12 protein-coding genes are annotated in these 13,919 nt (G+C 40.6%); 6 read left to right on the top strand and 6 right to left on the bottom strand.

Annotated elements, in window-relative coordinates; translation table 11 throughout:
- Positions 1–32 precede the first annotated feature (32 nt).
- Together DW947_RS08475 and DW947_RS08470 are read right to left on the bottom strand one after the other, a co-directional pair.
- Positions 33–782: a lipopolysaccharide kinase InaA family protein gene (locus tag DW947_RS08475; RefSeq protein WP_005825949.1), complete on the bottom strand. Its 750-nt coding sequence runs from the start codon at positions 780–782 to the stop codon at positions 33–35.
- Positions 783–865: 83 nt separating this feature from the next.
- The gene (locus DW947_RS08470; protein WP_117963002.1) at positions 866–2,680 is read right to left on the bottom strand and encodes an LTA synthase family protein; all 1,815 of its coding nucleotides are present in this window, start codon (positions 2,678–2,680) and stop codon (positions 866–868) included.
- A 261-nt stretch (positions 2,681–2,941) separates the two neighbouring features.
- Between DW947_RS08470 and DW947_RS08465 the strand changes: the two genes are divergently transcribed.
- The 5 genes from DW947_RS08465 to DW947_RS08445 all read left to right on the top strand — a co-directional run bounded on the left by DW947_RS08465 (position 2,942) and on the right by DW947_RS08445 (position 7,659).
- On the top strand, positions 2,942–4,006 hold the full coding sequence (locus DW947_RS08465) for a CDP-glycerol glycerophosphotransferase family protein (protein WP_005833782.1): 1,065 nt from the start codon (positions 2,942–2,944) through the stop codon (positions 4,004–4,006).
- A 62-nt stretch (positions 4,007–4,068) separates the two neighbouring features.
- A complete protein-coding gene (locus DW947_RS08460) occupies positions 4,069–5,034 on the top strand; it encodes a glycosyltransferase family 2 protein (RefSeq protein WP_005833780.1) in 966 nt (321 codons plus the stop codon).
- Between the two features lie 29 nt (positions 5,035–5,063).
- Positions 5,064–5,948, top strand: coding sequence for a glycosyltransferase (locus DW947_RS08455; RefSeq protein ID WP_005833777.1), 885 nt, complete (start codon positions 5,064–5,066; stop codon positions 5,946–5,948).
- Between the two features lie 59 nt (positions 5,949–6,007).
- Positions 6,008–6,844, top strand: coding sequence for a glycosyltransferase family 2 protein (locus DW947_RS08450; protein WP_005833775.1), 837 nt, complete (start codon positions 6,008–6,010; stop codon positions 6,842–6,844).
- Entirely contained in the window at positions 6,841–7,659 is an 819-nt protein-coding gene (locus DW947_RS08445) for a glycosyltransferase family 2 protein (protein WP_117963004.1), read from the top strand. Before DW947_RS08450 ends, DW947_RS08445 begins: the two co-directional genes overlap by 4 nt.
- A gap of 4 nt (positions 7,660–7,663) precedes the next feature.
- Here DW947_RS08445 and DW947_RS08440 read toward each other — a convergent pair whose 3' ends face one another.
- Entirely contained in the window at positions 7,664–8,767 is a 1,104-nt protein-coding gene (locus DW947_RS08440; RefSeq protein WP_117963006.1) for a glycosyltransferase family 4 protein, read from the bottom strand.
- A 118-nt stretch (positions 8,768–8,885) separates the two neighbouring features.
- On the opposite strand from DW947_RS08440, the gene DW947_RS08435 reads away from it, so the two are divergent.
- Positions 8,886–9,683 carry a DUF5672 family protein gene (locus tag DW947_RS08435; protein ID WP_117963008.1) on the top strand — a complete coding sequence of 266 codons (798 nt, stop codon included), beginning with the start codon at positions 8,886–8,888 and terminating at the stop codon, positions 9,681–9,683.
- A 223-nt stretch (positions 9,684–9,906) separates the two neighbouring features.
- On the opposite strand, the gene DW947_RS08430 is transcribed toward DW947_RS08435, so the two are convergent.
- The 3 genes from DW947_RS08430 to DW947_RS08420 form a co-directional block, all read right to left on the bottom strand.
- On the bottom strand, positions 9,907–11,433 hold the full coding sequence (locus DW947_RS08430; protein ID WP_005833767.1) for an MAC/perforin domain-containing protein: 1,527 nt from the start codon (positions 11,431–11,433) through the stop codon (positions 9,907–9,909).
- A gap of 121 nt (positions 11,434–11,554) precedes the next feature.
- Positions 11,555–11,950, bottom strand: coding sequence for a DUF3244 domain-containing protein (locus tag DW947_RS08425; protein ID WP_034522885.1), 396 nt, complete (start codon positions 11,948–11,950; stop codon positions 11,555–11,557).
- A gap of 128 nt (positions 11,951–12,078) precedes the next feature.
- Positions 12,079–13,659 carry a tetratricopeptide repeat protein gene (locus tag DW947_RS08420; protein ID WP_117963010.1) on the bottom strand — a complete coding sequence of 527 codons (1,581 nt, stop codon included), beginning with the start codon at positions 13,657–13,659 and terminating at the stop codon, positions 12,079–12,081.
- Positions 13,660–13,919 lie beyond the last annotated feature (260 nt).

Genomic DNA, 13,919 nt, shown 5'->3' with positions numbered 1-13,919 from the left:
TTCTAATCTCGTTGGTACAAAGATACGACATTTCAGAAATGAAGCTTGCTTTTGACGAAATTTTTAAATTGTCTTTGCTTTCTCCATTTCAGTCTGCTGAAGAGAGTGAAGAATATGCATTCTTCAATATCGAATCCTCTTTGCTCGGCATATAGAGGTATTATTTTCATGAAGTCATCGGCGGGAATACCCAGTTGGCTGAAGGCATTCATGGACATTCTGATACCGGGTACTTTACCGAGCTTCAGGCGGTTGATGTCAATGAGGGCGAAGTGATATTTGCCGTTTGTCTTCCGGTAAAATATATTCTTGGGATTATAGTCCAGTGGCAAGACCTTGTTCAGATGTAATTGGAGAGTGAAGTCTACGAGGTCATGTCTTAGCCGTTTTTTCTCTTCTTCCTCCATTTCCGTACCGAACATATCCGTAACAAGCGGGTAGGGGAGGTATTCGGAAATAAAGTATCCGGTGTGGAAGAAACCATTCTTTTTGATTTCTATATAAGCTACCGGAGGGGCGGTCTCTATTCCCCGTTGCAGAAAAAGTTCTGCATATTCAAAGGCGCGCTGCGCTTTGCTTTTGCGGAACCAAGTGTAAATGAGGCAGTTTATGAGGGCAGGTCTTTTGTATTTCTTGATTACGAAGTCCTTGTCTCCGAACCGCACTCTTTCGACTGTGTTCCTTCGGTTACAATAAACCTCTTCCCGTTCATATTCTTCCGATGGGATGGCTCGGATATAACTCTCGTAGGCGGCATAGTGCGGATGAATATGTACCTTCATTGCTTTTATTTACATTTTACTTCTTTTGAACGGTGCAAAGATAGTGCAAACCGAAAGCAGAACAAAATGAACTTGTTCATTTTTTATTTTGAGGTGCCGCCTATCTTCGCTTTTGAGCAAAGATAATCAAAATGTATCATTTGGTCGGAAATATCGTATGCTTTTTTAGCGAACTCGGCTTCTGCCGGGGTGGGCTCTTCACCTACCACCTCCATTTGGGGGCTGATGGCGAATCCTTTCTTGCATGGGTCGAGGATGCTTTGGCCCAATCCGCTCCAGTAGTAATCATCCAGTTGGAGCAGGTTCAGTAAGGTGGGGTACATATCGATTTGTCCCATCACTTTATCATAACGCATGCCTACCGGAGAGTTTACTATGATGAAAGGGGTGAATGTCTTGTCGGATACGATACCCTTGCCACCGGGGGCGTTACACAATTCTTCACGGTAGGTAGCCAGTCCTTCGTGGTCACCGGTGATGACGATAAGGGTCTCGTCGTATTGTGGGAGTGTTTTCAAGTACTCCACGAATTTTCCTATCGCCTTGTCCGTATAGCGTGCAGTGGTCATATAGTCATTCATTTTCTGTGGAATGGCCGGAGAGAAATGAATCTCTTTCAATTCTTCAGGCAATTTGAAGGGAGCATGGCCGGAGTAGGTCACCAGCTGCATGTAAACATTCTCCCCCTTCTTCCAGATTTCCCCCTTCTCTATTTTTTGGCTGCATTGCGCCAGGAAGGAGCCGTCTCCGGTACGTTTGTGCGTGCCAAAGGCTTCTGTCAGTTCAAAGTCATGATAAGCAATGATGGTGTCGGTCCCGAAACTGTAGGCTATGACGCCTTGGTTCCAGGTCGATACTTTATCAATGGTCAGGAGGTAGTTGCGCGAGTTCTTCTGCTGATGCATGGCTTTTTGCAGGGTTCCGTAGGTGTGGTCAGGATATTGGCTGCTGTATGTGCCGCTGTTGATAGGCAGCATACCGGCGCAAAGCAACAGCTGTGCATCAATGGAACGTCCTCCTTTCACTTGCGTCAGTACGTGGGGAGCGTATAAGGAGGTGGAGTCTTGCAGCAGTTTGTTGAGATATGGAGTAATCTCTTGCCCTTCCACTTCCCTTTCGAGTACCCAGCTTTCCAAAGATTCTGCCAGGATGACGATGCAGTTGTTGCGGATTCCGATACGTCCGGTCAAAGGGTGATGTCCGGGTTTCTGGCTCAGCCACTCCTTTATCTCTTGCTGTATCTGTGGGGTGGCCTCCTGCTTCTGGTTGATGAGGTCATAGTATAGGCTTCCGAAGACAGTATACATGGAAGTGGTGCTTGCACACAGATAGGCTTTCTGGCGGACGGTGTTGTATGCTTCCTTGAATCCTCCTTTGGCCAGGGTGGTGATGGCAAACAGCAGGATACCGATTCCCAAAGCTCCTCCGTAATACTTGTATGATGTTCTTCCGGCGGTATTTCTTTTGTAATGCCAATAAAGGGGGATACTGGCAATGGTAGATAGAGGGAAGAAGATGTCGTACCAGCGGAAAGAGTCGTAAACGCTTCCGGTGAAATCGGCGAGGTTTCCAGAAAGTCCATAGCTGTTAAGTGGGATGGCAGTATAGTAGGTGCGGAAATACATCAGGTTGACAATCAGCAGTATATCCAGTAAAAGCATGATGACTATTTCTGTTTTCCAGAGCCGGAAGAACTTATAGGGGGCGAGAAGTACGAGGGTGGCTATTATCTTGGTTGCATAGAACTCGATGGTAGAGAATGAAGCGAATGTGGTGGGGATGCTCCAGATGAAATCGAATAGCAGGAATTTGAAAAAAATGGTGATTCCGAACAAAAGAGTCACTTTATCTGTTGCCCCTTGTTGACTGTCGGAGCAATGAAAAAGGTTTCTTCTCATAAAATAGTATTTTTAAAATATTGGGGTGCAAAGATAGATATTTTAGAGAAGAAAAAGCTTCATAAACAGCAACTTTTGGAGGAAAATTGATAAAAGTCATTTTTTTTTCCGGATTGATGCAGTATATAAAGAATTCTTGTATTTACTTTGCAGACGTTTAAAGCAAAGAAAGCAAAACTGTTACAAACTAAGGGCTGGATTTTATTGTTCTATTGGTAATTTGAGGTGACGATTGTGTCGTTGCCGTGATATTTTGAGTGTATGAAGAAGCATTATTTATTTTTCGTTTCGGTAGCCTATTCCTATCCTATACTTCGCCCGCTTCAGGACGAAATCAGGCGTAGAGGAGACGATGTTGCATGGTTTATCGAGCCAGACTGTCCGGTTCTGTTGAATCAAGATGAAAGGTGGCTTCAATCTGTTCAGGAAGTGATGGATTATCAGCCTATTGCTGTTTTTGCACCGGGTAATTATATTTATGATTTCTTCCCGGGAGTGAAAGTTTCCCTTTTCCATGGCTACCCCATCAATAAGCGTGGCGATGAAAAGGATGACCATTTTTCTGTTCGTGGATGGTTCGATGTCTATTGCACACAAGGAGAAACGAGCACTCTTCCTTTTAAGGAGCTTGAGAGGAAATACGGTTTCTTTAAGGTATACGAAACTGGCTGGTGCAAGGCGGATACTTTCGTGAAGGAACGTGTACATACTCCTCATAATGCACGTCCGGTAGTTTTGTACTCTTCTACGTTTACAAAAAATATAACTTCTGCTCCTCATCTGTTTGATACCATCAAGAGACTGGTGCGCGAGAAGAACTGGGATTGGATTATTTCGTTCCATCCGAAATTCTCGGATATGGAAGTCCTCAAGAAATACAAGGAACTGGCTGCTTCCTGCCCCAATATTACTTTCCACGAGAGTGGACTTGTTGATGCCAAGCTGCTAAACAGTGCAGATGTACTGTTGTCCGATGCTTCGTCTGTGATTGTTGAGGCGATGATGTTGGACAAACCGGTGGTGACTTATTGCAACACCATGCCAGGAGCTCATTTGCTGAATGTCACTGAGACGGATGCTGTAGAAGGAGCTATTGAAAAGGCCATTTCCCGTCCGGCAGAACTGATGGAGCGGATGCGTGCTTATGTGCACAAGCATGAAGCCCATCTGGACGGTGAGTCCTCTTCACGGGTACTGGATGCCGTAAACAACTACATCTGGTATTTTCAAGGTAAGACCAGAACCAAGCCCTGGAATCTGGTGCGTAAGTTTAAATTGCGATGGCGGGTGGGCTATCCGTTGATGGCCACTTTGCGGTTATGGTAGGCGATAGATAATCTGTCGGCCTATTTTTTTGTTTTATAAAGTATGAAATCTGCATAAATTTTATGGATAATTCTCCTATGGTGAGTGTAATACTTCCCAATTATAATCATGTTGTTTATTTGAAAGAGAGGATTGAAAGCATCCTCAATCAAACCTATCAGAACTTTGAATTGATTCTGCTGGATGATTGTTCTGCGGACAATAGTTGTGATATTTTGAATGCCTATAAAGAACATCCAAAAGTTTCGGCATTAGTGTTGAATGAAAAGAATACAGGCAATACTTTTCTTCAATGGGATAGGGGCATTCGCCTTGCTAAAGGAAAGTATGTTTGGATTGCAGAAAGTGATGACACTGCCGATATTCATTTTTTGGAGGCAACAGTTGCCGCATTGGAGTTGAATCCAAGTGCAATAATGTGCCTTACTGGTTCCATTCTGATAGATGGACAGGGACAAAGGATGAAACGTAAGAGCCGTGACCGTTGGAAAGAAACCGGAGAAGTGAAAACATTCGATGGCAAAGAATATGTAAAACATAATCTGTTATATAGGAATTATGTGTATAATGCCAGTATGGTGCTTTTCAAGAGGGAGGTTTACGATAAACTAGATAAGTCCTTTCAGCAACTTCGCTGTGCGGGTGATTGGCAGTTCTGGGTAGAAGTGGCACAGGAGGGGAAAGTTGTAGAGGTACGCCGGAAATTGAATTACTTCCGGCAACATACCAATAAAGTAACCAGCAGGTCTAAATATACAGGGGAAGGAATGTTCAATACGATAGATGTGATGTCGTATATGTTTTCTTGTACAGACGTTGGCTGGTATAGAAAATGCTTGGTGAGGGGAGAGTGTTATAGACTTATAGCGAAACTACCGGTTTCACCGGACATCCGTGCCCGTCTGTATGTTGAGGCAAGAGGGAAAATGGGGGTTCTGCCAGTACATTACTATCTGGAACGTATAAATAGGATATTAGCATTTGTGATTCCTTTTCTTCCTACTCATAGAAAAGATAAATTCAAATAAAGGTACATTATATAAAAGAGGATATAAGAATGCTGTCAATTATCATTTGCTCTATTTCACCGGAACGATTGCAAGAAATCAGCCAAAATATACATGCTACTATTGGAGTGGAACATGAGATTATCGCTATAGATAATCGGGAGAAGTGCTGGTCTATAGCTCGCGCTTATAATGAAGGTGCTCGGCAGGCTCGCTATCCTTATTTGTTTTTCGTCCATGAAGATGTGAAATTCCATTCGCAGGATTGGGGGACGGTTGTTGCTGAGAAGTTGGCGGAACCGAGTTGTGGAGTAATAGGTTTTGCAGGAACTAAAATAATGTTCGACTGCTATTCGGGATGGATGCAGCATCGTCGTTTTGCTTGTACTTCTTATTTACAAAAAAAAGGAAATGTGACGGCATTCACTGGGTTCAATGTGGTACAAGGAGAGTGGTTTGCGGAAGTTGTAGCAGTGGACGGTTTCGGAATGTTTGTCCGAAAAGAGGTATGGAAGGCATATCCTTTCGATGAAAAGATGCTGACTGGATTTCATTGCTATGATGTTGATTTCTCTTTACAGATAGCTGTAAGCAAACGATATAGGAATTATGTTTGTTGCTCACCGGAAGTTCAAGTGGAACATCTCTCGGAAGGTAATTATAATCGCAACTGGTGCCAAGATACGGTCAGGATGTATAATCGGAAATGGAATGTTATTTTGCCGATAAAGATAGATGACCTTTGTCTTACTAAAAGGGAGATGGAAAGATATAGAGAAAAGAGCTTTAATCGTTTCTTGCAAAAATCTTTTAAAGTTGATTTCCCTGAGAAGAAAGAAGTTTTGATGGCTTTTTTGTCTTATCCTTTTTCTTTAGAACATTTGTTGCATTGTATTTCGGGAGTATATAGATATTTAGTAGGGAAAGATTCTTAACTTTGTAAATTGATTATTGTCATCTGCTAAATAATTTAGATAAAATATAAACATATTGTATGGACGCATTAAATGAAAAGGGTATGGTGTCTGTTATTGTACCTTGTTATAATCAAGCCATTTATTTGCCCGAAGCCTTGAACTCTTTATTGGCTCAGACTTATCAGTGCTGGGAAGCGATAGTTGTGAATGACGGTTCGCCTGATGAAACAGAAAAAGTGGCATTGGAGTATACGCGGAAAGACTCAAGAATTAAATATGTATTCAAGGAAAACGGAGGATTGTCTTCTGCGAGAAATAAAGGTATAGAATTGGCTCAGGGAGAATTTATATTGCCGTTGGATGCAGATGACATTATACATCCGGAGTATATGGAAAAGGCGATGGAGGCATTCGAGGACAATCCATTCCTGAAACTGGTATTTTGTCGAGGAGTTTTTTTCGGAGTAAAAAATAAGGTTTGGAATTTGCGTTATGAAGGGTATGAGGAGTTGCTTCAGAGAAATCATATTTTTTGTTCTGCTTTTTTTAGGCGCAGTGATTGCATGGCCATTGGCGGCTATGATGAGAATATGCGGAAAGGACACGAGGATTGGGAGTTCTTTATCAGGTTGTTAGATGAAAATAGTCTTGTGTATCAGATACCCTCTCCACTCTTTTATTACCGTGTCAAGGAGCAATCTATGATAACTGCGGCAAAGCAGGCCGATGTATTTAATGAAACGGAGTTTTATATCTATTCAAAACACAGAACCCTTTATGCTTCCTTTTTTGGAGGCAGTGCATTGCACATCATTCGCGAACTGCTTTATCTGCGCAAGAAGCGCGAGGCGCATAGAAATAAATGGTATAGAAGATTTTTCCGTCAATATATAAAAGGACTTTTTCACAAATGAAACTATCTGTCATAACTATCAACTATAACAATGCTGAAGGACTGGCCAAGACAATGGACAGTGTTTTCAGACAGCGCTTTTCTGACTTTGAATATATTGTCATAGATGGTGGCAGCACTGATGGCAGTAAGGACTTGATTGTGAACAATCAGGATAAAATTGCTTATTGGTGCTCTGAAAAAGATTCGGGCATATATAATGCCATGAATAAAGGCATCCGGGAGGCATCTGGAGAGTATTTACTTTTTGTGAATTCGGGTGATTTTCTTCATGACTTTGCTGTATTGGAGGACATTCATCCTTTTTTGTCGGGCGAAGACATTGTTTACGGGGATTTGCTTTTTGTACACGGCGATGGAAAGGAGGATTTGTTTGTATACCCGGATGTCTTGAGCTTTGAATATTTTTTGGAACGCTCTTTGGGACATCCTGCTGCTTTTATAAAGAGAGCATTATTTGAGGGGTGCCTTTATACGGAGACGCTTAAGATTGTTTCTGATTGGGAATTCTTTGTGAAGAAGATAGTGCTTGAAAGCTGTTCTTATAGACATGTCGAGAGGGTGATAAGTATCTTTAATATGCAAGGCATCAGTTCTGTCTCTTTAAGTCTTTGTGAGGAGGAAAAGAAATATATCCTGCAGGGAATATTTCCTCCCATGATACTCGACTCTTTGCAGTTGGCTGCTTGCCTGAAAAAGCAGCCTTTGTTTGAACTTTTCCGTGAGATGAGCAAGACACACCGTTTCCAGAAGAGGGTAAAGCCTGTCCTGACCTTCTTGCTGAAATTGAACAACGCTTTCTCTATGCGGAAATGAATGGTCAGAAGACTGCTTTTGCTACTTTCCGGTAGACAAGTTCGGTTTGGCGGGTTGCCTTTTCCCAAGAGTAAAGTTTAATCCTTTCTTTGCCGGCAAGTATAAGTCTGGTGCGTTCAGCTTCGTCGTATATCACACTTTTGATAGCTTCTGCCATCGAAGAAACAGAGAATGGGTCGAAATATGCCGCTGCATTTTCGGCAATTTCAGGAAAGCAAGAGGCTTGGCTCAAGGCTACGGGGCAGTTGCAAGTGTAGGCTTCTAAAATAGGGATGCCGAAACCTTCATAATAAGATGGATATACAAATAGCAGAGCACGGTTGTATAATTCTTTCAGATGCTGGTCGTTGACCGAAATTCGCAGTGTATGCGAAGCGATGCCTATACGTGATATTAATTCTGATTCAGCCTTTGAAAACGGTTTGCCTGCACATATTAGATGTAGATGTGCATCTGTTTGATGAATTATACTGAAAGCTTCTGCTAATCGTTGGAAATTTTTGTAGGATGTCCGGTCACCAACAAACAAAATGTATCTTTGGGGAAGATGTAGATTAGGCTTGCTTATAGTGGATTGTAGACTACAACCGTGGTAGATAACGTCTATTTTTTGAGGGGATATGCCTAATGTTTCTATGATATCTTTCTTGGTATGTTCGCTAATGGCTATAATGTGATTGGCTTTTGTGATAATTTCTTTCTTCTGTTGAATAATGGATATGGAGTCTTGAAACAAGTCTGGATATTTTTCATAGGTCATGTCGTGTACGGTTATCACAAAAGGATTATTGCCTATTTGCTTAAGAAAAAGGGGATTGTAATATGTCGGATGATAGACAAATGGAGCGTGTTTCTGCATCAGCTTTAAGATTAGTTTGGCGTTGCTTTGATACAGTTTCTGTTGATGATACTTAAAGAACAAATGGGGGATGTAGATACCGTGCCTCTTGATTTTACTATTCAATAGATAATGATTTTCTGTATAGCGTACTGCAATATCATAATTAAACTGTAAATTGGACATGATTTCACAGAAATAGCGAGAAATGCCGCCGAATTTCTGCTGGTCGAAAATTTGTGAATCATATACTATAAAGGGCTGCTCCATGCTTGTCTATATATTGTAATACGATGCAAAGGTAAAGGAAAGTTTTGAAGTTCTGTGATTGAAATGATTTTTATATCTTTTATATTGTGTATTTTTGTGCCCTTCAAAGTTATAGTGTATGGATAAAAAAGATATTGTAGTAGTAGTGCCTATTTATTTACCTGCTCTATCAGAGATGGAAGCGGTGTCGCTGAAACAGTGCTTGGATATTTTGTCTGATTACTCCATAGTGATTATTAAGCCTGAAAATCTGGATATTTCCAATATACAATCTCAATTTTTACTCCCTAAGGTAATATCTTTCCCAGACAGATGTTTCCAAGGTATTGAAGCTTATAATCGTTTAATGCTTGACGTGGCTTTTTATAAAACTTTTTCGAGCTATACTTATATGCTTGTTTATCAATTGGATGCTTATGCGTTTAAAGACGAATTGTTCTTTTGGGCTTCACTGGGGTATGATTATATTGGTGCGCCGTGGATGCCGCACCAAAGAAAATATTGGAGGTTTCCTACTCGTTTCGTCTGGTTTGTCCAGCGTTGCTTCTGGAGTATTTTCTATCCTAAGAATCTGCGCAGAATGAAGTATTGTTGGTTTCATGTTGGTAATGGTGGCTTTTCTTTAAGGAAAATCAGTAAGATGATAGCAGTTACAGAGCATTACAAAGCTATAATTGATAAGTGCATGGCAGACAGTAATTCTTTTTTCCCCGAAGATGTCTTTTTGCTTTTGAATACTCATGATAAAGAAGTTCATTTGAAACGTCCTTCTTACAAATTGGCTATGAAATTTGCAATTGAGCAAATTCCGGCATGGTCATATAGGGCAAATGGATGCCAGCTCCCTTTCGGCTGCCATAATTGGACGCATCCTGAGATGCTCCCTTTTTGGTCTCAATTCATAAAGCTCGGTTAAGGAGCATGACCGCATGATTTCTTCCGGTGTGGTTTGCTCTTTCCTTGGACCTTGTTTGGTGCTTGGTTTGAAAACAGTATGAATAAAGTAGTATTATTAACTATACGTGAATTCGATATAGCTGTACTATCGGCCATCACAGCCATCAGCTTCGTTCAAAACCTCTTTTGATTCATATCGAATTCACGTTAATATAGTGTTTCTGTTATGTCTTGGAGAATGGTTAGGGTTTGATTATATATCCGTCAATTCCGAAATATTGTTCACCCCATTTAGCTTTGGCATACTCTACGGTCGCATAGCTGTTGGTGTACCAAGTGTCTTTTGTGTGTGTGCTCTTGAGATGATGCAGTGGTACAGTATTGGGTTGCTCGTCAGCATATACATATCCATCTATTCCATAATACTGTTCATTCCATTTCTTTTTAGCATATTCAACATCAGCGTAACTGAAAGCATACCACGTGTCTTTGGTATGTATGCTTTTCAGGCGATGCATTGGTTTTGTATTGGGTGCAGGTTCTACTAATACAAATCCTAAAAAGTCAGTTAAATAATCACCGCTTACTTGATTTATATAGTTTACGTCATCTTGTGAAAAAACCCACCAGTTGTCTTTTGTGTGTGGACTTTTTATTTGAAACATTGGTTTTACCTCTATAATCGGACGAATTTTGCTTTTGATGTATTTTTCTGCAGCGTCTTTAATTTGCTGTTTTTTTATAGGGTCTTTGATGAATTCGTATATGGGGTATGTCTTATTGAAATTAATTTCTGTCAATACACAATGCGTTTTGTCAACAGACTGCTGCCATCCGCTAAGATTGAATGTGTGGTTGGTTGCTCCGTCGGATGTTATTGTGATTGTATGACCATCGTGCTGGCCGCCATACATGTTGACGTTGCATGACCAGTTACTATTTCTCCTTTGGTATTGTTCTACTTCGGTTGTAGTAGAACTTCCGGAGAAGGAGAGGTTAACCGTTTTAATGGCACCAGTGATGCCTCCTTTGGCAATTTTGGTTTTAGACTCTACTTTTAGATTGTCGGTGATAGTTGACTTATAGAATATAGAAAGGCGTCCACCTACATTGAAGTCGATAAGAATATGTGTTCCGAATTCTTCAATAATGGCATCAGGAGAGGCTGTAGAAAGTCTGCTCTTAAAGTATGGAGTGAGGTAGTCGGCCAAAACTGTGGGGTCAGCATAAAGTTGGTAGCGTTCTAATTGCTTGATTTGGTCGACCCGAATGTAGGTCTCTTTGGTCGTAATGGAAGTCTTATTGCTTGATTCTTTGTCAAAAGAGACATTTGCTGAAAGGCTATAGGGTACTTCCTTATTGGAGGTGTCTGTGCTGGTTGCCCCATCTTTTTTAGGATTGATTTTTGCAGCAACCGAACCACTAAAATTCGTTTTATTGATGATGTCTTTTACATAGTTCATGTAGTCTTCTCCAGCATAAAAGTTGTCTTTGATTTCACCTACATATTCCACTTTGTATAATTGGGGATTTTTCGCATAGAAACCTGCAATATCTAATACTTCGTTTTTTATGGATTGTCTGGCAAGATATTCTCCGGTTATATCATAACCGTAGCCTAATACTTGATATTGACCATCTCCCATTGACTTCGTTGTTGGCATTTGTTGGTCTTCTTGAACAAACTGCTCGTCAAAAGTGTTGGTGCAGCTAATGGCGAATATTCCCATTGTAATGATGGGAATAAAAAGAAAATGTTTTTTCTTCATAATTCTGGAAATTAATTTAGTTTGCCTTTTGAAAGGACTGGTTTAACGCGTATTCAGTCCTTTCAATCGGTTCGTTTTATAAATTGGTGATATATATCACTTCCTTGTCAGTTGGATGTTTCTATAGCGTGAAGCTGCCATATAGGAATGCTTCATCGGACTCTATTTGAATGGAGTAGTTGCCGCATGATTCTTCATCTAGGTTGATGCTGATATTTGTTGGAGCATCGTATGTTTCTGAATAGACAGTTTCACCGGTTGATTCATTGATGAGGAGGATGGTGACGGTGGGTAATACCTCGTTGAAGTCGACACATACCGTATTATTATATAGGTAGGCGTTGGCGGTTTGAATGATACTACGAGATATAGGGGTATCTCCTTTACTAGTCGGATTTTTTCTTTTTGCTTGGATTAGGGCGATTTCTGTAAAAGGATTGTTCTTTTTTTGTGCGTATGTCACAATATTGCTTAAAAAGAATGTCGCAATTAAGATAGACAATAGATTCTTCATCATTATACACTTTTTTGATTATTGATGCCGCAAAGGTCGGTTTAATACGGCAGGATAAGTGTATAATATTGTATAATTTCGGTGTATAATGGCGTATAATATTGTATAATTGTTGTACTTGCTAATGATTGTTATGATTGGCAAGATGATTGGAGATTCTTTTTTAAAGCTTCCTTAAGAGATATCTCTTTGTGTGCAAATCCCATTTTGTTTTCTAATATGCGGTCTGCCTTTTTGTAAATAGTATCCCGTTCGCAGCTCAATATATGGCAAAAATGGCTTATCGGGAGGTTTGTCAGGTACAGACAACATAAGTAGATTTCGTCTTCTGTCAGGTGATATTTTGATTGTAGTTCCCGGGCAATATTATTCCAACATTTGTTGGTTTCTGCAATTAGTTGTAGCCAGTCACCTTGATGCATTATTTCTGATTCTGCCTTTTCTTTATGAGAGCGGATGATTAGAGTCATCTTGTTGTATACCTCAGATTGTTCGAATAGAACAAGTCCTGCCTTATGCAGCATTTCTTTTTCGGTTTGGTTATTGGGCTTTTGTTTTCTTTTCTTATAGGATAGGATGATTACAGCTACAATGAGGGTTAATATGATTATTGATATACCTATGATACGATAATGGGTGTGTTTGCTGATTATGTTTTGCTTGTTGCTTGGCATCCCTTGTTCTGCGCAGACAATGGCATCGGGCTGTCTGGACTTCTGCATGCTGTCCAAATAGGCAGAGTAGTTGCGTTCCATCTCTAAGGAAGTAGCTAAGTCTCCTTGCTCTTTGGCTATGTCTGCCAGATACATGTAAGCCCCGGCTTTGGTGGCATAGTCTGTTGTGAAAAGGGATTTTTGTAGGTAGTGGCGGGCAGAATCATATTGCAATATTAGGTAATATGCGCTTCCAAGTAGTTCGAAAGCTTTGTAGCATGTTGTGCGGTCTTTCTGTACGCCAAGATTCTGTTTGGCGAATTCTATAGCTTTCTCTCCGTTTTCCATCCAGTTGTATAGTTGGCATAGTGAGGAGAACACATTTTCTTTTAATTGTATGTTGGACTGTTTTTGGACGATAGCGAGTGCCTTCAACATCATTTTTTCGGCTTCGGGATAGAATTCTTCTCCTTTTTCCATACAGATGACTCCTCGTCGTGACAGAACTTCTGCTTGAAGAACAGAGTCCTTTAGCTGAATACCTATTTGTTGTGCCAATTGATAGCTGGAATCGGCTTGTGTATTTAGGTTTTGTGAATAGTATAGATAACCTATATTCAGGTAGATAAGACTTAATAGACGTCTTTCTCCTGCTTTTTCAGCCAAGGGCTCTGCTATGAGGTATTGAGTCATAGATTCTGTTCTTCTCTGTGAATCCCGGTAGACGCAGCCGGAATAGTAATGGGCCCTTGCCCGCTTTTCTATGTCGTTTGTGCCGTTGTAGTAGGTCAGGGCCGATTGTATCAGGGAATCATTGGTTTGGATAATGTAGTTCTTATCTCTTGCTTCTGTCATTAATAGGCCATAATAAGCACTGTCAGCTTGGGTCTGCAGGCTGTTTGTCGGGAATGCTTCGAGCATAGATAGGGCAGTGTCCGGTTGCTGAACGATGAGCGAGTCAATTGCAATCAGGTACTTATTATAGTTCACTCGGGTATTGCAAGCAATGGACAGAAGTACGATTAGGACAGATAGGGTTGTGATAATAGCTTTTCTCATGTGGTGAACAAAGTTCTCAGTTAAGTCGGGTGCAAAGGTACATCTTTTTCATTATTTACTCATATAATTGCTTGGGCATATTGAAGTTTGAAGAAAATTGTGTGGAAGTTAGGAGTAAAGATGGAAAATAAATGAGCCGGCTATTATTAAGATGACAATGTATGAGTGTACATGGTGCTGGAGAAGTATGCAAGGACACAAAAGAAAGTAGAGAATGTGGGCATTTAGGCAGAAATAACCTGAAACCCTTTTCCATTCCC

Origin of the sequence: Bacteroides sp. AM44-19 (assembly GCF_003603395.1) — a bacterium.
GTDB lineage: Bacteria > Bacteroidota > Bacteroidia > Bacteroidales > Bacteroidaceae > Bacteroides > Bacteroides uniformis.
This window is presented reverse-complemented; position numbering and strand designations above follow the sequence as displayed.